This window comes from Mycobacterium bulgaricum (assembly GCF_041287165.2).
Taxonomy (GTDB): Bacteria; Actinomycetota; Actinomycetes; order Mycobacteriales; family Mycobacteriaceae; genus Mycobacterium; species Mycobacterium bulgaricum.
In genome coordinates this window covers 474,270-496,073 of the sequence record NZ_JBGGKV020000002.1, presented here as the reverse complement: position 1 = coordinate 496,073, position 21,804 = coordinate 474,270, and the positions used below count along the sequence as shown (strand labels likewise).

Below are 21,804 nucleotides of genomic sequence, written 5' to 3'. Positions count from 1 at the left end.
GTCTCCGAAGGTGGCGTCGACAGTTCCGGCGATCAGTGATGTGCCATACTTTAAAGTATGGAATCCGTGCCGCGGGCCGAGAGTCCGTGCGATCCTTCGGCCCTCAGCCCGTTCTGGGACAGCGACATCGACACGCGCCTCGCAGACTTCGCTGCGATGCGCGAGCGCAGCGGCGGGGTCGAGTTCATTCCGCAGCGCTCGGGGACCGGCTTCTGGTCGGTGACCTCTCATGCCGCCGTGCGCGAGGTGACCCGTGATCCAACAAGTTTCACCAGCACGCGCGGCTTCTCGCTCGACGACATGCCCCCCGAACTCCTGGAGATGCTCGGATCCATCATCGCGATGGACGACCCCAAACACCAGCAGTACCGTCGCCTGGTCCAGGTGGCGTTCTCACCACGAGCGATCCGGCAGATGACGGATTATGTCGCCGACCTATCAGCCGCGATCGTCGAGACCATCAGGGAACGCCGCGACTTCGACTTCGTGGAGACCGTCGGCGCCAATCTGCCCTTCCAGGTGATCGCCGACCTGTTGGGCATCCCCACTGCCGACCGTCCGCGGCTGCGGGAACTCATCGACCTCATCCTCGGGGTCAACGACGGAGAGGTCAGCGACATCGAGACCAGCCTGCGGGCGGTCGCCGAGTTCTTCGAATACACCGTCGATCTGGGTCGGAGCCGGCGTCAGAATCCCGGGGACGACATCACCTCGCACCTGATGCACGCCGAAGTCGACGGAAAACGGCTGACGGCAGCAGAATTCGGGTCATTCGTCATCTTGCTGGCTGCAGCGGGGAACGACACCACACGCACCGGCCTGTCGTGGGCGATGCACCTGTTGAGCCGGCATCCCGACCAGAAGGCGGCGTTGGCCGACGATTTCGACGGGCTGGCGGCCAATGCCATCGAGGAGGTGCTGCGGTGGTCGTCACCGGTGCTGCACATGCGTCGCACAGCGACCGTCGACGTTCCGCTCGGCAACCACGTCATCGCCGCCGGGGACAAGGTCGTGGTGTGGTACCTGGCCGCGAACCACGATCCGGGCCTCTTCGTCGACCCGACTCGCTTCGACATCTACCGCGAGAACGCCCGCGACAACGTCGCCTTCGGTGCCGGCGGTCCGCACTTCTGTCTGGGCGCCGGATTGGCGCGGATGGAGATCCGGGTGGTGCTGGGCACGCTACTGGCGGCATTCCCGAATCTGCACACGACGGCACCGCCGGATCTGCTGCGGTCGGTGTTCGTGCACGGTATCAAGGCGCTGCCCTGCACAATCGACTGAGACCGTCGTCAGCGCGCAGAGCCGACGAACGGAATAGACACGGACGGAGTAGTTTTCGGATCGGGTGCGTAGAGCCCGCGCTGCCGCAGCAGCGGCACGACACCTTCGCCGAGCCAGAACAGCTCCTCCAGGTGTGGGTAGCCGGAGAAGATGAACTCGTCGATGCCGACCTCGGCGTACTCGGCGATGCGGTCGGCGACCTCATCATGGCTGCCGACCAGTGCGGTGCCCGCGCCGCCGCGCACCAGTCCGACCCCGGCCCACAGGTTCGGCGCGATCTCCAACGCGCGGGCGTCGTGCCAGCTGCCGTTCGCCCGATGCTGCGCATGCAGGGCCACCATGCGCTTCTGACCCTCGGACTGACTGCGGCCCAACCCTTCCTGCGCGCTGCGCACGGTCTCCTCGTCGAGGGCTCCGACGAGCCTGTCCGCCTCGGCCCACGCCGCCGCAGAGGTGTCCCTGGCGATCACGTGCAGCCTGATGCCGAAACGCGGCTTCCTGCCCTGCTTGGCCGCCAGTCTGCGTATCCAGTCGATCTTCTCGGCCACGGCGGCCGGCGGTTCGCCCCACGTCAGGTAGACGTCGGCGTGGCGTGCCGCCACCGGGCCCGCGGCTGCGGAGCTGCCTCCGAAGTACAAGGGCGGCACCGGGTTCGGCGGTGTCGCCAGGGACGCGTCCTCGACCTGGATGTGCTCCCCGTCCAGCGAGACCGTCTGCCCGTCCCACAGCCGGCGCACGACATCGAGGAATTCGTCGGCGCGGGCGTAGCGGGCGTCCTTGTCGAGATGATCGCCGAACGCGCGCTGCTCATGCGCCTCGCCGCCCACCACCACGTTGAGCAGGAGCCGGCCCGGGGCGTGCCGCGCGAAGGTGGCTGCCATCTGGGCCGAGAGCGTGGGGCTGACGAGACCAGGGCGGAAGGCCACCAGGAAACCGAGCGACGTTGTCTCCCTTGCCAACAGGGCCGCGGTGATGAAGGCGTCCTCGCACCAGGCGCCCGTCGGGATCAGCGCGCCGGTGAAGCCGAACGTCTCGGCGGCGCGCACGATGGAGGCGAGGTAGTCGATCGATGCGTCACGGTCGCTGTGCGCCGCGCCTGCCGGTGTGCCGTGACCGCCGCCGACGATCAGCCGACTGTCGCCGTAGGTCGGGAGAAACCAGTGCAGTTTGATCGCATGAGTCACCACGGAATGTTCCCTGGCGCCCGTGGTGCTCGTCACGGGTTTGCGTCACGCCGATTCTTTGGGTGGTGATGGGCGCGGTCAACCGCGGCGAGCGCGCGCGAAAGGCCGACATTTGCGGCGTGTTGGCGGGCAGACGCGCGCGCTCGCGGTGCTAGACCATCTCCTTGTTGGTGAGCCACCGCATGATCGGCCACCCGAGGAACACCGGCAGCCAGCAGGTCAGGATCCGGTACAGCAACACCGAGGGCACCGCGACCGCGGCGGGCACACCGAAGGCGGCGAGCCCGCCGATCAGCGCGGCCTCGACGGCGCCGACACCGCCGGGGGTGGGGGCGGCCGAGGCCAGCGTCCCGCCGACCATCGTCACGATCGTGACCGTGACGAAGCTCGCGTCCCCGCCGAACGCCTCGATGCTCGCCCACAGCGCCAGCGCCGAACCGAGAGTCGTTGTCGCACAACCCAAAATGATGACCGCCAGGCGCTTGGGCTCTCGCGCTAGCAGCACGAGATCGTCGAGGACCTCCTTGAGCCTGGGGCGCACCGCGGTGCCGAGCCAGTGCCGCAGCTTCGGCACGAACAGTGAAATCCCGACCGCGCCGAGTACCACGCCTGCGATCAGATAGATCACCGTCGCATCCGGCACGAAGCGCGACAGGTTCGCCGACGCGCCCGCGACGGTACTGAAGATGATCAGCAACGTGATGTGCGTGATCACCTGGACCGACTGCTGCATCGCCACGGCGGTCGTGGCCCGCAGCGCGCCCAGCCCTCCCTTCTGGAGAAACCTGGTGCTCAGCGCGAGACCGCCGACGCCAGCGGGCGTCGTCGTCGCAGCGAACGTGTTGGCCACCTGCATCACCGACAACGTCCAGTAGCCGACCATGCCGTCCGCGCACGCCCACAGCGCCGCCGCCGCACCAAGGTACTTCAGCGCCGACACGAGCAGCCCTGCCAGCGCCCACCACCAGTTCGCCGACTGCAGTTCGGAGAAGAACACCGGCACCGAGCTGATGAACGGGTACGCGACATAGACCAGAGCGACCAACAGCCCGATCTGGATCAGCTGGCTTCTGGTGAACCGCGTGATCGTCGCCGTCTTGATCTGATCGGCACCGGTCTGGTACTTCACCTCGTCGCGCACCGTCGCCATCGCGGTGCCCGCGTCGCGCACCGAATCTCTAACCCGCTTCGGCACAGCGGCTTTCGTCAATCGCCGTGATGCCGCCAGCACCACGTCGTTGCCGAGGACGGTGATGGCCGCGGCGACGGCTTTCGGAGCGCCGTAGAGGTCGGCCGTGGTGAGGAGAAGCTGGGCGACGTCGGTGTGCAGGTGCGCATCCGACGCGCCGTACTCGGCGCCGCTGAACCCGCCGAACAGCGGTGTGCCGTCGACCACGGTGATCTCCGAGCAGCGCAGGTCGCCGTGCGAGATCTGCTGACTGTGCAGCACCCCCAGCGAGTCCCAGACCCGGCCCACCGGGGTGTCGTCGGCACATGCCGCGAGCGGGATGCCCCGCGCCGGCTTGTGCGCGTACACCGTCCACCCGCGGTCCAGCATCGCCACCGCGATCGGCGACGTGTTGGCCATCCCGAGATTCCCGACCGCCAGCGCCATCAGCGCCCGATGCTCGACGGCGCGACGCAGCGACGGCTGGATCGGCGCGGTCTCGCTGTCGCGGAGCCGCAGCTTGCGCCAGAACTGGCGCAGGAAGCCGCCGCCGCGTTGATGCGGGCCGTACAGCTCGACGACCGCGGTCTCCCCCTCGGGCCCGTCCTGCGTGGCCGTCAACACCATCGGTCCCTGACCCGCGGGGCGGACCACCTGCAGCGCCGACACCGGGAAGCCGCGCCGGGTGATCGCGCGGACCGCCCCGTCGAGGGGGACCTCCAGCGCCGGGGTGCCGCTGACCAGGACGACCAGCGCGCCGACGAACCACCCGACCGCCAGGCCCAGCAGCGAGCGGGCCGGGACGACAGCGCTGACGACCAGATGGATCGGCACGAACGCCAGCAACAGCGCCCACCACCAGTGCCGCCATCGTGCGGGCAGCCACGGTCCCGACACCGTCAGCACCGCCGCGAGCATCGCGATCCACCGCGGGTCGTCCAGGAACTGCGACAGCAGCGTGTCGAGCCGCTCGGTCAGGTCGAAATGCCAGCGTGGCGCGGCGATGCCGTTGCCGGTGATCGACAGAGCCAAGATGGCGAGAAGACCGGCTGCCGCATACGCGCCCAGCAGTTTCCACTGCCGCGCCAGGATGAGACCGATCAGAATGAAGAACGGCAATCCGATAATGGCGATGCCGTAGATCAGGTAGACGGTGTTGGACTGTGTCGGGCTGAGCACCCCCACGATGCCGGAGATCGAACGCTCCAGGGCGTCCCATTCGTTGCGGGTGATCAGCGAGCTGGTGACGACCACGACCAGGAACACCCCGGCCAGCGACAGCCGCACGATGTCGTTGGTACGTCGGGTCAGCGGCTGGAGCAGGTTGCCCGAGACAGCGACGTCCCGCCCGTCAACTCGCATGTGCCAACGATCTCTCCGATTGGTTCGTGAACCGCTATCGGCTCACCGACAAAATAGCGACTGTTCGGTGACGATCGGTACACGCACCTCAGCGGATGCTGACGTAATACAGGTAGCCCGTGGTCGTCTGCTGGTACGTGCGGTTGCCGAACTCGTCCATGACAGTGCCCCGGATCGCGGGGCCGCGCGTGATTCGCACGACGTCGGCCTGATCCAGCGGCGCGTCGGACAGCCTGTGCACGAGGACGCGGTTGCCGTCGGCTTCGAGCATGCCGATCGTGGTGGCGGCGTCGCCCTCGCCCCCGGGGGCAGCCGCCGCGGGGACGGCGAAACCGATGACGGCGGCGGCGAGCGCGGTGGCGCCTGTGACGGTGACGGAGATCTTCATGACAGACCCTGCTCTTTCTGGTGTTTTCGGATACCGACGAATGGTGTCCGCGGCGAGCAGATTCGTTACATGGATAGTTGGGGCGGAAATGCAGAAGGGGCGCCCCGCATGTGCGGGACGCCCCTTACTGCGTCGGCGGATCAGCGGACGGCGACGTAGACCAGGCCCTGCGAGCCCTGCTGGTCGCTGTCCCACGCCATTTCCCGGACGTCGGCGCCGGTGCGCACGGAGACCACCGAGGCCTCCTGCAGCGGGACGTCCGACAACCGGTCGACGATCACCCGGTTGCCCAGCTTCTCGAGCCTGCTGATGGTCTCGCTGGCGCTACCGGGCCCGGAGGGGCCTGCACTCGCGACACCGGCCAGCCCGATGGCGGCCGCAGCGAGTCCGGCGGCAAGACCGGTGGCGGTGGTGACGTACTTCATTGCTGTTTTCCTGCTCTTCCCTTGATCGGGTCGGAGCCGTGGAGCGAATCGCGCGGTTCTGACAATGCTTTAAACCGCCATGACCCTGAAATCATTTCTGCGCGCGCCGGCGGCGCAGACGCCGGGCCAGGCCGGAGGCGCGGGTGGCCCGGCGGCCGACCGCGGCCCGCACCGACGCCTCGGTGCCGACGACGTGGACGCGCTTCTTGGCCCGGGTGACGGCGGTGTAGAACAGCTCGCGGGTCAGCAGCCGAGAATCCTCGGGCGGCATCAGCACCGTCACCTCGTCGGCCTGGCTGCCCTGGCTCTTGTGGATCGTCATCGCGAACATCGTGTCGACGTCGCCGAGGCGCCCCGGCGCGAACCGCAGCGGACCGACGTGCGCTCGCAACCCGTCGGGCGCCGCGACGACGACGCCCGTGTCGCCGTTGTAGACACCGAGGCCGTAGTCGTTGGCTGTGACCAGCAACGGCCGGCCCGGGTACCACTGCGACCACATCGACTGCCCTGTCCTGTCCGAGAGCCAGCGTTCGACCCGACGGTTCCAGTGCGTCACCCCATAGGGCCCGTTGCGGTGCGCGCACAGCAGCCGGTGCGAATCCAGGATGCCCAGCGCGGTCCCGGCGTCGCCCAGCAGCGCGGCCTCCCGCAGCTGCGCCGCCCGGTCGGTCAAGGGCTCACGGAGGGCGTCGGACGCGTCATCGGTGTCGAGCCATGCGACCGCGTCCCCGCCCGCGCGCAACAGGTCGACGGTGGCGTCGGCGTCGCCGCCGCGGATCGCCTGCGCCAGCGCGCCGATCGTCTCCCCGAAGCGGTGCGAGGTCTGCAGTTCGACGACGCCCGACGAGCCCAAGCCGTCCACCAGATCGGCCAGGACGGCGCCGGCGTCCACCGAAGCCAGCTGATCGGGGTCGCCGACGAACAGCAGCCGGGCGCCGGGCCGGACCGCCTCGAGGAGCCGGGCCATCATCGTCAGCGACACCATCGACGTCTCGTCGACCACGATCACGTCGTGGGGGAGGCGGTTGCCGCGGTGGTGGCGGAATCTCGACGAGGTGTCCGGACGGCTGCCGAGCAGCCGGTGCAGGGTGGTGGCCCGCAGTCCCGAGAGCCGGGTCTTGTCGACGTCGGCGAGCTTGCCGACCTCGGCCGCCACCGCGTCGGCGAGCCGCGCGGCGGCCTTCCCGGTGGGTGCGGCCAGGGCCATCCGCGGTGGGGCGGTGCCGGCGATGTCGGCCTGCTCGGCGACCGCGGCGAGCAGCCGCGCGACGGTCGTCGTCTTTCCGGTTCCCGGCCCTCCGGTCAGCACGGTCAGCGGTTGCCGCAGCGCGGCGTCGGCGGCGGCCCGCTGCTCTTCCCACCCGGCGGGGAACAGGCGGTTGAGGTTCGGCACGGTCGCGCGCGGCGGCGCGGACAGCAGCGCCAGCACGTCGTCGCACACCTGCTGTTCCTCCCGCCAGTAGCGGTCGAGATACAGAAGATCGGCGTCCCCGTCGGAGTAGAGGCGCAACACGTGCCGGTCGGCCAGCGGACTGGCCGCCACGGCCTCGCGCCATTCCCGCGGTTGCGGCCACGGCAACTCCGGCACGCCGACCTGCTCGGCGACCGAACGCAGGTCCACACACACCGAGCCGCTCCGCACCGCCCGCACCGCCAACGCGATGGCGAGTGCCACCCGGTCGTCGCTGTCTTGACCCAGCGCGCTCAGGCGTTGCGCCACATGGAGATCCGCGGGCTCGAACAACTCGGCGAACGCGTCGATCGTCACGGCGCCTCCGCCCCGGCGTCCAGCAGATCCGACAGGGCCTCGATCAGCGCCGCGGGGGGCTGCCAGCTGAAGACCCCGGCCGGATGGCCGTCGACGACGGGTGTGTCCGCACCGCACATCCCGCGCACGAACAGATACAGCACCCCGCCGATGTGCTTCTGCGGCAAGTATCCCGGCACCCGCCATCGCAAGAAACGGTGCAGCACAACGCAGTACAGCAGCGCCTGCAGCGGGTAATCCGAATGCAGCATCGCCTCGGCGAGCCGTGCCCGCCCGTAATCCGCGGATGTCAGTGGCCGGCCCGGTTCGCCGAGCCAGTTCGTCTTGTAGTCGACCACCACGTAGCGGTCCGCGACGCGCAGCACAGCGTCCAGCGAGCCGTTCAGATATCCTTTCAGCGGCTGGGTGGCCAGCGCACTGCCCTTGAGCCGGTCGGCATACGAGGCCAGTGGGTCATCGGCGGTCATGTGCTCGTCGAGCAGGCGGCCGACGTCGGCCAGCGAGATCACCGGCGCCTTGCCGCGGCGATCGCCGCCGGCCAGCGGAAACTCGAACTCCAACTCCCGCAACCTATCTCGCAAACCAATTCCGCGCAGCGTCACGCCGGGCAGCAGTGGGCCCAAGGGCGTGTCGTGCATCGGCACGAGTGCCGCGGCGAGATCGCCCGGTGCCACGTCGACCGGCCACCACACCGCATGCTCATCGACCCTGGCCTCCAGTTCGGCAGCCAGATCGGCGGCGAGCGGATCGGCGGTCTCGAGCACGGAGTGCACCAGCGTGCCGAACGTCGCACCCATCGGCAGTTGGCCCATCGGGGACGGGACCTCGGGGACCTCGGGCTCGGCAGGCAGCTCCGGCAGCGGCACCTCGGCAACCTCGTCGTCGAGTTCGACGACCTCGGGTTCGCTGGTCACACCCGGCGCAGCTTCGGCGGCCCGCACCAGACCCGAGTACGACGTCCGCCGCCACGACGCGTCGATGCGGCGATGGAAGTGCCGCACCGTGAGTTCGTCTGGGGGGCTGGGCAACTCGACGTCAACGGGTGGAGCGAGGATCGACTCCTCGAGCACGGGTCCGCCCTGGTCCGCCCACGCCCGCAGCAGCGCCATGGCGTCCGGGTCGTCGATCCTGGGGGGATCGCAGCGGTCCGGTACCACCGGGTCGCCCGGTGCGCGACCGCGTAACAGGCGCGACAGCCCACCGTTGGGTTCGTCGTTGGACGGCGCCCACCACGCCACCACCTGCGACTGGGCGCGGGTCATCGCGACGTAGGTGAGGCGGACGTCGTCGCCGGCGGCCTCGCGCCTGCCCTGCTGCTGCACCGCCGCGAAGTCGGGGCTGAGCTCACCGCCGATGTGCAGGCAGCGGGTGTCCTGGTCGTGGAACATCACCACATCGCGTGTCTGGATGTTGCGGTTGAACGCGAACGGCAGATACACCACCGGGAACTGCAGACCCTTGCTCACCCAGACCGTCATGATCTGCACTGCCGCGGCGTCGCTGTCCAGACGGCGATTGCGTTCGGTTGTGCCGCCGCGTGTCCCGCCCTTCTCATCCCGCTGCGTACGCAACCAGTCACGCAGCGCGGGCAGGCCGAAGTGCTCGCGGTGCGCGGTGTCGTGGAGCACCTGGGTCAGGTGCGCGAGATCGGTCATGTGCCGCTCGCCATCCACCCACGCGAGCACCCGCGCGCCCATCCCGCTGAGCTGTGCGGCCTCGAACACGGCCGCGACTCCGCGTTCCCTGGCGAAGTCGGCCCACTTGCGCAGCGTCTCGGCGACGTCGTCGGTCAGCGAATCACCCTGCGTTGCAAGATCTTCTGCGGTGTTGCCGAAGAACATCGTGGCCGCGGCGGCCCGCACCAACCCCGAGCGGTGGGGCTGGTCGAAGGCTTCGAGCAGGCAGAGCCAGTCATCGGCGGCGGGGGAGCTGAACACATCCGAGTCCCCGGCATACACAGCGGGCACCCCGGCCCTGGTCAGTGCGTCGAAGCACGCGTGCCCGTCGCGGTGGCTCTCCACGATCACCGCGACGTCGCGGGGCTGCAGCGGTTCGCCGCAGAATGTCGCCCCGCCGGCCAGCAATGCCGCGACGTCGGCGGCCAGGTCGTTCGGGATGTGTTGGCGCAGCTTGTCTATCGGGATGACGCGGTCGGGCCTGGTGCCGAACTGATCCCGGTTGACCACGCGCAGCCGGAACGGGGCGTTGCGCGGCGCGCCCTGCAGACGGTGCTCGGTGTGGTTCGCCTCGACCCGGTGCACCACGATCCGGGGATCGCCGAGCTGCGCGTCACGCATGACGGCCTGCAAGCTGTCGACGAGCGGGCCGTCGCTGCGGTAGTTGGTGCCGAGGGTCTTCTGCACGCCGGCCGTCGACGCGGCGTGCAGGTAGGTCACGATGTCGCCGCCACGGAACGCATAGATCGCCTGCTTGGGGTCGCCGATGAGGATCACCGTGGAGTGTCCACTGAAGGCGCGGTCGATCACCTGCCACTGCACCGGATCGGTGTCCTGGAACTCGTCGACCATCACGATCGACCAGCGGCGCTGCATCCGCGCTCGCGCAGGCGATTCCGGCGACTCCAGCGCGTCGGCCAGCCGGGACAGCAGATCGTCGTAGTGCAGGACACCGAGCTTGCGTTTGCGCATCTCCAGCTCCGCGCACACCGCCTTCGCGAAGTGCACCCGCACCGCGGGATCGAAACCCGGAGCCGGATTGTCGGGCCGCAGCTCGGTGTGTGCGTTCGCGACCACCTCCCGTGCCAGGCTCAGCGCCGCGTCATACGACAGCAGCGGCTCGTCACGCTGCTGCCCGAAATGCGCCAGATACAGGTCGTCGACGATCTCGGCCACCACCTCGTCGAGGCTTTCCACGAGCTCGACGCCCGAATCCGTGTCACCGGCCACGCCCAGCGAGCGCAGCACCAATTGGCAGAACTGATGCGTGGTGGCGATGGTCGCGGCATCGAAACCGGCCAGGGCGTCGCGCAGCCGCTGCCGGCGGTCCGCACGGTCCTCGGTGGAGCCGGCCAGCAGATGCGCGATGACCTCGTTGTCGCCGGCAGTCGCCGGATCGTCGAAAGCGCGCAGCGCGTCCCGGATCTGACCGCGCACCCGCTCCCGCAGCTCCTGGCTGGCAGCGCGCCCGAACGTGATCAACAGCATCTGATCCAGCGTCGCCACCCCTTCGGCGACATAGCGGGTGACGAGCCCGGCAAGGGTGAATGTCTTGCCGGTCCCCGCGCTGGCCTCCAGCACCGTCGTGGTCCGCGGCGCGGGCAGCGGACCGAGCAGATCGAAGCTCTCCGTCATTCCCCGGCCCTCTCGGCACGCAGCATCGGCAGCCACAGGCGGGCGGCGTAGGCGCCCAACCGGGTCTTCTCGTCGTCACACTCCTCGCCGGGCTGCACCGGTGTCATCAGGACCTCGACCGCGGACCGTTTACCCCAGACGAGTTCGTGTGCGGGTTGCTCGTTCTCACCGGGGAACTTTGCGCTGGCCCACTTGAACCGGGCCTCGCGCTCCGGCCAGCCGCGGCTGTACCGCGCCTCCGCCCACGCATAGGAGGTCTTCAGCGGCAACGGGATCGGTGCGCGCCGGCCCGCGTCGTACATCGCGACCAGGTCTCGCAACACGTCGGCGGCGGATTCGGGCGGCCCGAGCACACGCTGTCTCGTCTCATCGCCTCTCCTGCCCCTGCCGATGCACACCGCCAGCCACTCCGTGTCCGAGTGTCGAGCGGTCAACGCCACCAGGCGAATCCACGACGCCAGCAGATGTCTGCCATCCAGCTTCGAGTACGTGACGTCCACCATCCGCTCGCCGTAGAGCCGCGGGACGGTGCCGGTCAGCCTCCGCTGCGGCCCGATATCGATATCGATGTCGACAGCGTGCGGCTCCTGCACGCGGTGCTGCTGCGCGGCGCCCGCCAGCGCCGCGGAGCGCCCCGCGATCTCCTGGGCTCGGCGCCAGCCGAGGCGCCCGGGGGGAAGTGACCCGCGCCGCCACTCCGCCTGTTGCGCGTCGGCCGGCGCCATTCCGCGCAGCATGTCGTCGAGCATCCGCTCGCCGATCTTCCACTCCTGCAATGCATCGACATCGACGGGCATCGCGTCGTCGATCGCGTCGACATCCCACGGCAGCGTGTAGTCCAGTGCCCGGAAGAAACCCTTGACCGGATCCCGGAAGAACGCGACGAGATCGTCGAGCGCGACGTCGGTGGGAGGCTGGGCAGGCAACGGCTCACCGAGCAGGGGCGGACGGTCCTCGCGGTGACCGGCGGCGACCCGGGCGGCGTTCAGTGTCGTCGTGTCGAAGGTGAAGGGTTGGTCTGCGGGCATCCCGAGTGCGCCGGGGGTGACGTTCTCGATATCGAAGGGCTGCAACGGATGTTCGACCAGGACGTGCCGGCGAACCGGTTCGGGCGTGGTGAGGTCGAGAACGTCGAGCAGCTCCACCACCGGTACGGCAGGAGGTTTGCGCTGCCCGCTGTACTCGTTGGTGCCCGCGTAGGTGAGCACCAGCTTCTCGGTGGCCGCCCCGATCGCGTCGAGCAGCAATTGCCGGTCCTCGGAGCGGATGTCGCGTTCGCCGGTCCATGGTTGGCGGGCCAGTACGTCGTCGCCGTCGATCGCACCCAGGCGTGGGAAGACGCCGTCGTCGAGTCCGACCAGACACACCACCCGGTGCGGCACCGACCGCATCGGCACCATCGTGCACACCGTCAGGGTGCCGGTCCGGAAGTTGGCGCGTGTCGGCCGCCCCGCCAGATGGCGCTCCAGCAAGGCCTTCACATCGGAGAGCCTCAGCAGGATGCCGCTGCGGATGCCCGCATCGGTGTGAATCGCGCCGAACTCGCGCTCCATCTGACTGCTCTGCCAGAGGTCGCTGTCGCCGACGGCGGTCAGCGCCGCCACACCTGCAGACAGCGCAGTCAGCCACTCACTCAACGGCTTCGTCCCCGAGAGCGATTCGACGGCGACCCGCAGCTGCTCGACGTAGTTCGCGAGGCGGCCGGCGAGCTCGACACGATTGCTGCTGACGTCGTCGAGCGGAAGCGTGGTATCGAGCCACGCGTGTGAGTCGTCCGACATCGCGACCCCGGCCAGCACCCGGTCGATTCCGAATTGCCACGTGTTCTGCACGAAGTCGACACCGTAGGGGTGACGATGGTCGCGGTCGAACCCCCAGCGGATGTTGGCCTCACGCACCCAGTCGCCGATCGCGTCGAGATCGTCGTCGGAGAACCCGAACCGGTGCCGCACGGGTGGCGCCTCGGCGAGATTGAGGACCTCGCTGGCCGTGGCACGTCCACCCGCGAGCCCGAGCAACTCACGGGCGACACCGAGCAGCGGATTGGTCTGCGTGAGCGCGCGATCGGCCAGTTTCACCCGCAACTGGTGGGCCGGGTGCGCGCCGGCGACGACGTCCCCGAGGCCGAATCCCGCGACGATCAGCGGTGCGTAGGTCTCGATGTCGGGGCACATGACGAGGATGTCGCGGGGCTCCAGCGTCGGATCGTCGGCAAGCAGCCCGAGCAGCACCTCCCGCAGCACGTCGATCTGGCGTGCTGGGCCGTGACAGCTGTGCACCTGGACCGAGCGGTCGGCCGGATCGTGGGAACGCCCCTGTGGCCGTGCGGCATTGGCGGCGATGTCGGACTGCAGCCAGCCGAGCAGCGTGTGCGGTCGCTCGGCGGAGCCGAGGCACTCGTCGGACCCGAGCGCGGCGGGAAGACCACGCTGCAGCTCGCGCAGGTCGCGACCGAGGGTGGCGAGCAGCGGGTGGCCGACATCGCGGTGCGAGGTGTCGTCGCAGCGGGGCACGACGCCGCCGACATCGCGCAGCGAGGCCCACAGATCGTCGCTGGGATGCGGGAGCCACAGGTGCAGCTCGTGGTGGGTGCTCAAGGCCGCGAGCAACTCGATCTCGGTGGCCGGCAACCGGGTGTGCCCGAAAAGCGACAGCCGATCCGGCAGATCGGTGCGTGAATTCGCCAGCCGCGCAACGGCTTCAGCGTGCCGAACGTGCGGGGGGTCGGCGTCGACCCTGGCGAGCAGCGCGCGGTAGAGCTCGGGCTGCCACAGCAGATCCCGATCCAGATCGCCGGTGCGGCCCTCGGCCCAGTCGGCCAGCAGGTGCGGACGCTGGCTCGCGTAGGAGGCGAACAGTCCTGCGAGCCTGCGTGCCACGGCGTAGCGCCTACCCTGACGCAGCTCCTTCTCCTCGCCGGCGGCGAAATGACCGAGGTGGGTCGCGAGCGTGGTGCACCAGGGCTCGTCGAGGCTGTCGTCGACGGCGTCGAGCAGCGGCCACACCATCGCCTCCGCCGACCACGGGTCGGCCTGCGCGGTTCCGGTCAGTTCGGCGATCAGCGACCGGGGATGGCGGAACGTCACACCGGCGCAGATCCCGTCCTGGTGCGTACCCGTGCCGAGGATGTGCGAGAGCCGCTGGCTGAGCCACCGTTCGGTGCCGCGCGCCGACACCAGGACGAGGTCTTCGGCGAACGGATCGGCGGGCGGGATGGCCAGCATCGCGCCGAGGCCGTCGGCGAGCAGATCGGTGCGGTCGGCCCGATGGAGGTGGAGCGCCATCGGCGGTCAGACTACGACGGCTCCGGAGAGTTCGTCGACGACCCGGTCCTTTCGCTCATCCCTGCTCGATGATGTTGCCGGGTCCGGAGTTGGTGATCTGCGGTTCCCCTGAACGGAAGGTCACCCGGTTCTCGAAGCCCGACGCGCTGATGGCCTGCGACGTTTCGACGGTGACGGTGTTGTTCATGCCGGACACCGACACTGCCGCGCAGCTGCCCTGGATCTCGACGACGTTCTCCACACCGCTGACGGCCACGGTTCCGCCGTTGCAGATGACGGTCTGGTTCTCGTCGATGCCGCTGACGCTGACCGAGCCGCCCGCCTCGACCGTGATGACCTGTTCCTCCGGGGCGACCGGCAGCTGCGGGTCGATCGGTGGCACCCCGACCGGCGGCGCGGGGCTGTCGAGCCGGCCGCCGCCGCCGGAGATCGTCGGACCGGGGTCGGCAGTGTAGGCGTCGGTGCCGGCGGAGCTGAAGTACACGACGACGGCGACGGCCCCGGCCACGATGATTGCTCCGACGACGAGCGGGACGAGCCACAGCGCGGTGGTCGAGGAACGCTTGCGGACGACCTGCTGGGGGGCCGCGTAGTACGGCGACGTGTACTGCGGGGTGCCGTACTGGGAGCCGTACTGGCCGTAGGTCTGCGCCTGATACGGATCCGTCGGCGGGGGCGGTGCTTCGTAAGGCTGAGTGCCCAACTCGTTGGACTGGGCCCGGTCTGCGAGCGGGCGCTCCAGATCCCGGATCCGGGCTTCGGGATCCCCGTACGGCTCCATGCGCAGATGTTTTCACACCTGGACGCGTGCGCGGAGAGCAACTGACAGCGAATCTGACCAAAGGCTGACGGCGATGCCGCGGCCGGGATTGAGGCCGTTCCGACGGTGGTATCCCCGAGGCATGTCCGCACCGGGATTCCTCGCCATCGGCAGTGGTCCGGCGGGCATCAGCGCTGCGGAGACCTTCCGCCGCAGGCACCCGCGCATCCCCGTCCGGATCCTCTCCGCCGACCCCGCGCTGCCCTACGCCAAGCCCCCTCTCAGCAAGGAATTCCTCGGGGGTGGCCACACGAACCTCGACCTCCACAGCGCAGGCTGGTTCGCCCGCCACAACATCGACCTCCTGCTGGGCGTCACCGTCGACCACATCGACGTCGACGCCCAGGAGGTCGTCACCCTCGGCGGCGCGCGCTACCCCTACTGGCATCTCGTCGTGGCGTCCGGTTCGGCCGCGGTGCCGCTCGGGGTGCCCGGCGGCGACACCGCGCAGCAGCTGCGTTCGTTCGCCGACGCGGTCGCCCTGAAGATGGCCGCCCGCTTCGCCGACTCCGCCGTCGTGATCGGCGGCGGACTGATCGGGTGCGAGACCGCCAGCTGCCTGGCAGGCCTCGGGCTCGCGACCACCGTCGTGGTTCCCGAGGACGCGCCGCTGCGCCGCCGATTCGGGATCGACGTCGGCAAGCGCGTCGCCGACATGCTCTCCGAGGCAGGCGTGCGCGTCGTGCCGGGAGCGACCGTCGAAGCCGTCGGCGACACGACCGTCACGCTCTCGTCGGGAGACACGGTGCACGGTGACGTCATCGTCGCCGCCACGGGGGTCAAGCCCGACATCCGGCTGGCCGCCGAGGCCGGTCTCGCGACCGACAGCGGGCGCGTCGTCGTCGACCAGCACATGCGCACCTCGGTCCGGAACATTTACGCCGCAGGCGATGTCGCCATCGCACACAATGTCGCCGCAGGCCGGCGCGTCATCGCCGAACACTGGCGCGACGCCGCCCAGCAGGGCCTGGTGGCCGGCCTCACCGCGGCAGGCGCCTCCGCGGCGTGGGACAAGGTACCCGGATTCAGCTGTGCCATCGGGCAATTCGCGCTGAGCTACCGTGGCTGGGGAAACGGCTACGCATCGTCGGACCTCACCGAGCGAGATGACGGTTTCTTCGTGACCTATCGGACGGCCGGCCGTGTCGTGGGAACACTGGACGTCACAGCCAATCCCGCGCCCTGAACATCCGGTACAACACCAGCACGATCACGATGATGAGCGACGTGCTGGTCACGAAACCGCCCACCGTCTCGATCCCTGGATACTGGACGTTCTGCCCGTAGAAGCCGGTGATTGCGGTGGGCACCGCGATGATGGCCGCCCACCCCGTCAGCTTCTTCATCACCGTGTTCAGCCGCGCGTCCTGAAGGGACAGGTTCGTCTCGAACACCGTGGTCACCATGTCCCGCAGCGATTCGGTCCACTCGGACACCCGCAGCACATGGTCGTACAGATCGGCGTAGACCGGATCGAGCTCGACCGAGGTCTTGGCGTCCATCCTGCGGTGCTGGATCGCCGTGACGACCTCCCTCATCGGCAGCACCACCCTGCGCAGTGCGACAAGATCTTTGCGGAGTTGAAACGTCTTGCGCTGCAACCCACCTCGCAGCGGACGCTCGTCGAACAGATCGTCTTCGAGGGCCTCGATGCTGTCGTCGAGCGCCTGGACCGCGACGAAGTGGCCGTCGACCACCACATCGAGCAGGCCGTGCACCAGTGACCCCACGCCGTACTCCTGGCCACCGAGTTCGTCGAAGCGCTGCGACACCTGGTCCATGTCGAAATGCGGTGAGAGCCGGACGGTGATCAGGCCGCGGGGCAGCACGAACCCGGAGATCCGGTGGATCTCCAGCGTGGACTCGGCTACGTCGGTGGGCGCCGGATCCTTGACCGACACGCTGTACACGGTGAAGAACGTGTGCGACCGGTAGACGACGGCTTTCGTTCGTTCGGCGTCGGCGATGGCGTCCTCGACGGCCCATTCGTTGAGGCCGAGCTCCTGCGCGAGGTCTTTGAGAATGGCGTGGTCGGGGTCGAAGATGTCACACCACACCAGGGTGTCGTCGGCGGCGAGGCAATCCGAGATCCTGGAGAACTCGAAGTCGTCGACAGGCTTGCCGTCGCGCCAGATCCGGCCGCGGACATGGGTCACGGGGCCATCATCGCACCCGGTACTCCGATCGCAGCCGGGATTGCTGTTCCGCGCGGGTGGGGAGATCTAGCCAAGGCTGAATTCGGTTGCCAGGCCGTCGATACCGGCCTGGATCGCCTCGAGCGCGCCCTTGCGGGCTTTGAGCTTGGTCGCCAGGTGGGCGCCCGCGTTGAGCGTGGCCGCCGCTTCCATGGCCACCTGCCGAGCGCGGGCGAGGACCTGGTCGGCCTCGACGATCTCGTCGAGCCAGCCACCCGCGACGGCCTCGTCGCCCACGAACGTGGCTGCCAGTGCGGCGCCCCGCTCGAACGCCGCGGGGGTCAGTCGCGCACGCATGATCTCCAGCGCCGAGATCGGGATCGTCATGCCGATGGCCACCTCGATCGCCTGGCACCGCGACTTGGGTTGGCCCACACGATGATCGGCTGACAGCAGCAGGAACGATCCCATCGCGATCGCGGGACCCGTCGCGGCGATGATCACCGGAACGGGGAACGTCAACGTCCGCAGCGACAGCCTGAAACCTCCGGCGAGCATGCCCAACGCCGCCGCGGCGTCGCCGGACTGGAACACCGCAAGGTCGAAGCCCCCACTGAAGACCCGCGAGTTGCCGGCGAGTACGACGGCCTTGGCCTTGTCGGCCTCGGCGCGGTCGAGTGCCTCGTTGATCTGGGCCTGCATGTCGGGCCCGAGCACATTCACCTTGCCGTCGTCGAGGGTGATGGTGGCCACGGAATCGGCGAGCTCGTAGGACACGGTGCTGGTCATGGGACGAACGTAACAGCGGTGCGGGCGGCACTACCTAGGCGGGCATCGCCGGGCGTGCCGAGAAGAGGTAGTCGACTACTCGCGACTGCGGGCGCCCCGATTCCTAGCGTCATCTCTGCGCGGTACACGAGGGGGTACCGCGCCTCATACCGAAGGAGATGCCATGCGCGCGAAACGGAAGCAGCCCGCCGAGCATCTGGAGTCCGAGCGCAGTGCCCGGCGCCGCCGCACCCGCCCGAACAGCGGTGTGCCGAAGCTCGGTCTGTGGGAGTGCGGGGTCGGCTCAGCCTGGAAGTAGGTGGGGGACGGCCGGTGCCGGGATCTCCGTGGCGGATGGGGGCGTCGCGGAACCCGGCACCGGACGCCGGGGGCCCTGGTGGCCGGCGTCAGCCGCCCATCAGCATCCGCCACTGGTCCAGATTGCTCGCGCGGTACACGTAGTTGGTGTTCCGCACGTCCGACAGCGGAGCGCTCGGTTCGGCGGAATACCAGTGCCCGGGGAAGACGACGGGGTCACCGGACAACTGCGCGAGCGCCTGCAGGCTGCGGAACATGGCGTCGACGTCGCCACCCGGGAAGTCGGTGCGGCCGCAGCCTTCCAGGAAGAGGGTGTCGCCGGCGACCAGGCGCCCGTCGAGCAGGAAGCACTGGCTGCCCGGGGTGTGGCCCGGTGTGTGCAGCAGCTCGATCTCGATGTCGCCCACCGAGACCTTGTCCCCGTGCTGGTGGGCGGTCAGCTCACTGCCGGCGATCCCGGTGACGCGTGAAACCCAGTCGGCCTCGTGAGCGTTGACGTGCACCGGCACACTGGTCCGCTCCAGCAGTTCGGCCAGCCCTTTGAGCTCGAAGCCCATCATCGAACCGCCGATGTGGTCGGGGTGGTGATGGGTGACGAGCACCCCCGACAGGTGCATTCCGTCGGCCTCGAGTGCGTCCACCAGGTCCTGCGCCGCGTACGCCGGATCGACGACGACCGTGTCGCCTGTCTCGCGGTCTCCGATCAGATAGGCGAAATTGCGCATCTGCTGGGCGATCATGTCGCCCGCGGCGAAGTCGCGGCCCGAGAGCAACTGCTTGAAGTAGAGGCGGTCGGTGTCAGCCATGGGGCCAGCGTAGGCTTCCAGCTGTGAGAGCCCGGCGATGACCAGCGGTTTGGCGCCGGAAACGGTGAGAATGTACCCTCTTTAAGGCTCGCGGCACTTTCGCGAGCGCAGGCCCCCTTAGCTCAGTCGGCAGAGCGTTTCCATGGTAAGGAAAAGGTCAACGGTTCGATTCCGTTAGGGGGCTCGGTGGATACCGGGCGGTGCGCCGCCCGTATGCCCGGGGCGGTGTAGCTCAGCTGGTTAGAGCGCACGACTCATAATCGTGAGGTCGGGAGATCGAGCCTCCCCACCGCTACAGCAACGAACGCGAACGCAGAAGAAAGAGACGACTGACGTGGCCTCCAGTACCGACGTACGGCCCAAGATCACCTTGGCCTGCGAGGTGTGCAAGCACCGCAACTACATCACCAAGAAGAACCGCCGCAACGATCCCGACCGCCTCGAGATCAAGAAGTTCTGCCCGAACTGCGGCAAGCACCAGGCCCACAAAGAGTCGCGCTGAGCGACACGACCGGGCCTGCGCCGTCGCTGCAACGGTTACCGAGGCCTACTAGGTAGGTTCAACACTCGTGTCTTTCCTGGACGCTCTCGTCGGGGTGCACTACCGCCACCCCGACCATTACGTCGTCGGACGCGAGAAGATCCGCGAGTACGCCACCGCAGTCAAGAACGACGATCCCGCCTTCCACGAGGAGGCCGCCGCGTCGGCGCTCGGCTACGACCGGCTCGTCGCCCCGCTGACCTTCCTCTCGGTCTTCGGCTATCAGGCCCAGCTGGCGATGTTCGCCGCCAACAACATCGGCATCAGCGATGCCAAGATCGTCCAGGTGGACCAGGTGGTCAAGTACCTCGCGCCGATCAAAGCCGGCGACACGCTGTACTGCGACGTGTGGGTGGACTCGATCCGCAAGGCGCACGGCACCGACATCATCGTCACGAAGAACATCGTCAGCAACGAGAAGGGCGATGTCGTTCAGGAGAACTACACCACCCTCGCGGGGCGTAGCGAAGAAGACGGAGAGAGTGGCTTCACAGATGGCACTGCGTGAGTTCAGTTCGGTCAACGTCGGCGACCAGCTGCCCGAGAAGGTCATCCCGCTGACGCGGGCCGACCTCGTCAACTATGCGGGCGTGTCCGGCGACCTCAACCCCATCCACTGGGACGACGAGATCGCCAAGCAGGTCGGTCTCGACACCGCGATCGCCCACGGCATGCTGACCATGGGCCTGGGCGGCGGCTATGTCACCGCATGGGTCGGCGACCCCGGCGCCGTAACCGAGTACAACGTGCGCTTCACCGCTGTCGTGCCGGTTCCCAACGACGGTGTCGGCGCCGAGATCGTGTTCAGCGGTCGCGTGAAATCCGTTGACGCCGAAGCGAAGTCGGTCACCATCGCACTCACGGCGACGGCCGGGGGGAAGAAGATCTTCGGTCGCGCCGTCGCTGTCGCGAAGCTCGCATAGGTAGGGAGAGATGGCACTCAAGACAGACATCCGCGGGATGATCTGGGAGTACCCGGACGTCTTCGTTGTCGGCCGCGAACAGATTCGGCAGTACGCGAACTCCGTCAAGGCCAAGGATCCGGCGAGCCACGACACAGCGGCCGCAGCCGAACTCGGGCACAGCGGTCTCATCGCGTCCCCGACGTTCATGTCGATCTTCGCGGTGATGATCCAGAATCATTTCTTCCAGCACGTCGATGTGGGCCTGGAGACTTTGCAGATCGTCCAGGTCGACCAGAAGTTCCTGTTCCACCGTCCGATACAGGAGGGTGACCGGCTGCGCGGCGCGCTGACGATCATGACGGTCGACGAGCGCTTCGGCGCCGACATCGTCACCACCCGTAACGTGCTCACCGACGACACGGGCGCGGTCGTCATGGAGTCGTTCACCACCCTGATGGGCCACGAGGGCGACAACTCGATCTCGGCGGGATGGGACCCCGAAACCGGTCAGGTACTGCGCAAGCCGGTCCAGCACGCCGAGTCCGAGGCCGGCGTCGCCACGGGTACGGATTAGTAACTGGGCACCGGGTCGCGCTACACTCGGGCTTCGGGGTTTTCCCAGTTGAGCGCGCTGTCCGTCGGCTCTGATCGACCGAACGGGGAGCGCGCGAATTGTGTGAGCCCTGAACATCGCTGAAGGGGCGTAGCTCAACTGGCAGAGCAGCGGTCTCCAAAACCGCAGGTTGCAGGTTCAAGTCCTGTCGCCCCTGCTCAACTGAATACTCGACAAGGGTGGGAACGTCCGGTTGCAATACTGGAGGATGACAACCCGGCAACGAACGAAAGGCATGCGGTGAGCGACGAGCGCGACGGTGTCAGCTCCGCGGACACCGACAGCGGCAACGAGACCGACGACGGTGACACCCGCGGCCAGACCGCGGTGGTGACGCGGCCCCTGCGGCCCACCGGGAAGCGGTCGCGTCGCGTGGTCGACGAGACCGACGCCGAGGATGCCGACGACGCCCTTGAGGCGGACAGTGCGGGGTCGAAGGACGACGGTAGCGGGCCGAAACGCAAGAAGAAGACGGCCCAGAAGCCCAAGGACGGGCCGTCCCGCAATCCCATCGCGTACGTCGTCAACTACCTGAGGGAAGTTGTCGGCGAGCTCCGGAAGGTCATCTGGCCGAACCGCAAGCAGATGGCCAGCTACACGACCGTCGTGCTGCTGTTCCTGATCTTCATGGTGGCGATGATCGGCGGGGTCGACCTGGGCCTGGCGAAGCTCGTGACCTGGATCTTCGGCTGACCGCAGCCCCAGGGACACGAGACACATCAAG

At 68.4% G+C, this 21,804-nt stretch carries 19 protein-coding genes and 3 tRNA genes; 11 read left to right on the top strand and 11 right to left on the bottom strand.

From position 1 onward, the window contains the following. Positions 1-57: 57 nt before the first annotated feature. Entirely contained in the window at positions 58-1,284 is a 1,227-nt protein-coding gene (locus ACAG24_RS08950; RefSeq protein WP_370472186.1) for a cytochrome P450, read from the top strand. Positions 1,285-1,292: 8 nt separating this feature from the next. Here ACAG24_RS08950 and ACAG24_RS08945 read toward each other — a convergent pair whose 3' ends face one another. The 8 genes from ACAG24_RS08945 to ACAG24_RS08910 form a co-directional block, all read right to left on the bottom strand. Next, positions 1,293-2,468 carry an LLM class flavin-dependent oxidoreductase gene (locus ACAG24_RS08945; RefSeq protein ID WP_370472629.1) on the bottom strand — a complete coding sequence of 392 codons (1,176 nt, stop codon included), beginning with the start codon at positions 2,466-2,468 and terminating at the stop codon, positions 1,293-1,295. 151 nt (positions 2,469-2,619) lie between these two features. Then, positions 2,620-4,998 carry a flippase-like domain-containing protein gene (locus tag ACAG24_RS08940; RefSeq protein ID WP_370472187.1) on the bottom strand — a complete coding sequence of 793 codons (2,379 nt, stop codon included), beginning with the start codon at positions 4,996-4,998 and terminating at the stop codon, positions 2,620-2,622. A gap of 88 nt (positions 4,999-5,086) precedes the next feature. Then, positions 5,087-5,386, bottom strand: a complete 300-nt coding sequence (locus ACAG24_RS08935) for a hypothetical protein (RefSeq protein WP_370472188.1) — start codon at positions 5,384-5,386, stop codon at positions 5,087-5,089. Between the two features lie 140 nt (positions 5,387-5,526). Beyond that, complete coding sequence (locus ACAG24_RS08930) at positions 5,527-5,811, bottom strand: hypothetical protein (RefSeq protein ID WP_370472189.1); 285 nt, start codon at positions 5,809-5,811, stop codon at positions 5,527-5,529. 91 nt (positions 5,812-5,902) lie between these two features. Next, positions 5,903-7,579 carry an exodeoxyribonuclease V subunit alpha gene (recD, locus tag ACAG24_RS08925; protein ID WP_370472190.1) on the bottom strand — a complete coding sequence of 559 codons (1,677 nt, stop codon included), beginning with the start codon at positions 7,577-7,579 and terminating at the stop codon, positions 5,903-5,905. Then, positions 7,576-10,890, bottom strand: a complete 3,315-nt coding sequence (recB, locus tag ACAG24_RS08920; RefSeq protein WP_370472191.1) for an exodeoxyribonuclease V subunit beta — start codon at positions 10,888-10,890, stop codon at positions 7,576-7,578. The genes recD and recB overlap by 4 nt, the downstream gene beginning before the upstream one ends. Beyond that, positions 10,887-14,174: an exodeoxyribonuclease V subunit gamma gene (gene recC, locus ACAG24_RS08915; RefSeq protein ID WP_370472192.1), complete on the bottom strand. Its 3,288-nt coding sequence runs from the start codon at positions 14,172-14,174 to the stop codon at positions 10,887-10,889. Before recC ends, recB begins: the two co-directional genes overlap by 4 nt. A 55-nt stretch (positions 14,175-14,229) precedes the next feature. Further along, complete coding sequence (locus ACAG24_RS08910; protein ID WP_370472193.1) at positions 14,230-14,955, bottom strand: DUF3060 domain-containing protein; 726 nt, start codon at positions 14,953-14,955, stop codon at positions 14,230-14,232. 121 nt (positions 14,956-15,076) lie between these two features. Between ACAG24_RS08910 and ACAG24_RS08905 the strand changes: the two genes are divergently transcribed. Beyond that, positions 15,077-16,180 (top strand): NAD(P)/FAD-dependent oxidoreductase, encoded by a 1,104-nt coding sequence (locus ACAG24_RS08905; RefSeq protein WP_370472194.1) that lies wholly within the window; start codon positions 15,077-15,079, stop codon positions 16,178-16,180. Here ACAG24_RS08905 and ACAG24_RS08900 read toward each other — a convergent pair. Both ACAG24_RS08900 and ACAG24_RS08895 read right to left on the bottom strand, forming a co-directional pair. Beyond that, positions 16,158-17,150 carry a magnesium transporter CorA family protein gene (locus tag ACAG24_RS08900; RefSeq protein ID WP_370472195.1) on the bottom strand — a complete coding sequence of 331 codons (993 nt, stop codon included), beginning with the start codon at positions 17,148-17,150 and terminating at the stop codon, positions 16,158-16,160. The genes ACAG24_RS08905 and ACAG24_RS08900 overlap by 23 nt on opposite strands. 66 nt (positions 17,151-17,216) lie before the next feature. Further along, a complete protein-coding gene (locus ACAG24_RS08895; RefSeq protein WP_370472196.1) occupies positions 17,217-17,918 on the bottom strand; it encodes a crotonase/enoyl-CoA hydratase family protein in 702 nt (233 codons plus the stop codon). A gap of 163 nt (positions 17,919-18,081) precedes the next feature. Here ACAG24_RS08895 and ACAG24_RS08890 point away from each other — a divergent pair, with 163 nt between their 5' ends. Continuing rightward, the gene (locus tag ACAG24_RS08890) at positions 18,082-18,216 is read left to right on the top strand and encodes a hypothetical protein (protein ID WP_370472197.1); all 135 of its coding nucleotides are present in this window, start codon (positions 18,082-18,084) and stop codon (positions 18,214-18,216) included. Between the two features lie 88 nt (positions 18,217-18,304). Here ACAG24_RS08890 and ACAG24_RS08885 read toward each other — a convergent pair whose 3' ends face one another. Further along, entirely contained in the window at positions 18,305-19,021 is a 717-nt protein-coding gene (locus tag ACAG24_RS08885) for an MBL fold metallo-hydrolase (protein ID WP_370472198.1), read from the bottom strand. Positions 19,022-19,132: 111 nt separating this feature from the next. Here ACAG24_RS08885 and ACAG24_RS08880 point away from each other — a divergent pair. The 8 genes from ACAG24_RS08880 (at position 19,133) to secE (ending at position 21,773) form a co-directional block, all read left to right on the top strand. Next, positions 19,133-19,205, top strand: a tRNA-Thr gene (locus ACAG24_RS08880). A 37-nt stretch (positions 19,206-19,242) separates the two neighbouring features. After that, a tRNA-Met gene (locus tag ACAG24_RS08875) sits at positions 19,243-19,316 on the top strand. A gap of 39 nt (positions 19,317-19,355) precedes the next feature. Then, positions 19,356-19,523 (top strand): 50S ribosomal protein L33, encoded by a 168-nt coding sequence (gene rpmG, locus ACAG24_RS08870; RefSeq protein ID WP_003929651.1) that lies wholly within the window; start codon positions 19,356-19,358, stop codon positions 19,521-19,523. Positions 19,524-19,590: 67 nt separating this feature from the next. Beyond that, positions 19,591-20,070 (top strand): (3R)-hydroxyacyl-ACP dehydratase subunit HadA, encoded by a 480-nt coding sequence (hadA, locus tag ACAG24_RS08865; protein ID WP_370472199.1) that lies wholly within the window; start codon positions 19,591-19,593, stop codon positions 20,068-20,070. After that, on the top strand, positions 20,057-20,485 hold the full coding sequence (gene hadB, locus ACAG24_RS08860; RefSeq protein WP_370472630.1) for a (3R)-hydroxyacyl-ACP dehydratase subunit HadB: 429 nt from the start codon (positions 20,057-20,059) through the stop codon (positions 20,483-20,485). The genes hadA and hadB overlap by 14 nt, the downstream gene beginning before the upstream one ends. A 10-nt stretch (positions 20,486-20,495) precedes the next feature. After that, complete coding sequence (gene hadC, locus ACAG24_RS08855) at positions 20,496-21,041, top strand: (3R)-hydroxyacyl-ACP dehydratase subunit HadC (protein ID WP_370472200.1); 546 nt, start codon at positions 20,496-20,498, stop codon at positions 21,039-21,041. 123 nt (positions 21,042-21,164) lie between these two features. After that, positions 21,165-21,237: transfer RNA gene (locus ACAG24_RS08850), tRNA-Trp, on the top strand. Between the two features lie 83 nt (positions 21,238-21,320). Beyond that, complete coding sequence (gene secE, locus ACAG24_RS08845) at positions 21,321-21,773, top strand: preprotein translocase subunit SecE (protein WP_370472201.1); 453 nt, start codon at positions 21,321-21,323, stop codon at positions 21,771-21,773. Positions 21,774-21,804 lie beyond the last annotated feature (31 nt).

What these genes read in the sequence shown, in the direction of transcription:
- recB (WP_370472191.1), bottom strand. Translation starts at nt 10,890, where the DNA reads ATGACGGAGAGCTTCGATCTGCTCGGTCCGCTGCCCGCGCCGCGGACC.
- ACAG24_RS08895 (WP_370472196.1), bottom strand. Translation starts at nt 17,918, where the DNA reads ATGACCAGCACCGTGTCCTACGAGCTCGCCGATTCCGTGGCCACCATC.
- recC (WP_370472192.1), bottom strand. Translation starts at nt 14,174, where the DNA reads ATGGCGCTCCACCTCCATCGGGCCGACCGCACCGATCTGCTCGCCGAC.
- ACAG24_RS08905 (WP_370472194.1), top strand. Translation starts at nt 15,077, where the DNA reads ATGTCCGCACCGGGATTCCTCGCCATCGGCAGTGGTCCGGCGGGCATC.
- ACAG24_RS08935 (WP_370472188.1), bottom strand. Translation starts at nt 5,386, where the DNA reads ATGAAGATCTCCGTCACCGTCACAGGCGCCACCGCGCTCGCCGCCGCC.
- hadC (WP_370472200.1), top strand. Translation starts at nt 20,496, where the DNA reads ATGGCACTCAAGACAGACATCCGCGGGATGATCTGGGAGTACCCGGAC.
- ACAG24_RS08890 (WP_370472197.1), top strand. Translation starts at nt 18,082, where the DNA reads ATGCGCGCGAAACGGAAGCAGCCCGCCGAGCATCTGGAGTCCGAGCGC.
- hadB (WP_370472630.1), top strand. Translation starts at nt 20,057, where the DNA reads ATGGCACTGCGTGAGTTCAGTTCGGTCAACGTCGGCGACCAGCTGCCC.
- ACAG24_RS08930 (WP_370472189.1), bottom strand. Translation starts at nt 5,811, where the DNA reads ATGAAGTACGTCACCACCGCCACCGGTCTTGCCGCCGGACTCGCTGCG.
- ACAG24_RS08950 (WP_370472186.1), top strand. Translation starts at nt 58, where the DNA reads ATGGAATCCGTGCCGCGGGCCGAGAGTCCGTGCGATCCTTCGGCCCTC.
- ACAG24_RS08940 (WP_370472187.1), bottom strand. Translation starts at nt 4,998, where the DNA reads ATGCGAGTTGACGGGCGGGACGTCGCTGTCTCGGGCAACCTGCTCCAG.
- ACAG24_RS08885 (WP_370472198.1), bottom strand. Translation starts at nt 19,021, where the DNA reads ATGGCTGACACCGACCGCCTCTACTTCAAGCAGTTGCTCTCGGGCCGC.
- ACAG24_RS08910 (WP_370472193.1), bottom strand. Translation starts at nt 14,955, where the DNA reads ATGGAGCCGTACGGGGATCCCGAAGCCCGGATCCGGGATCTGGAGCGC.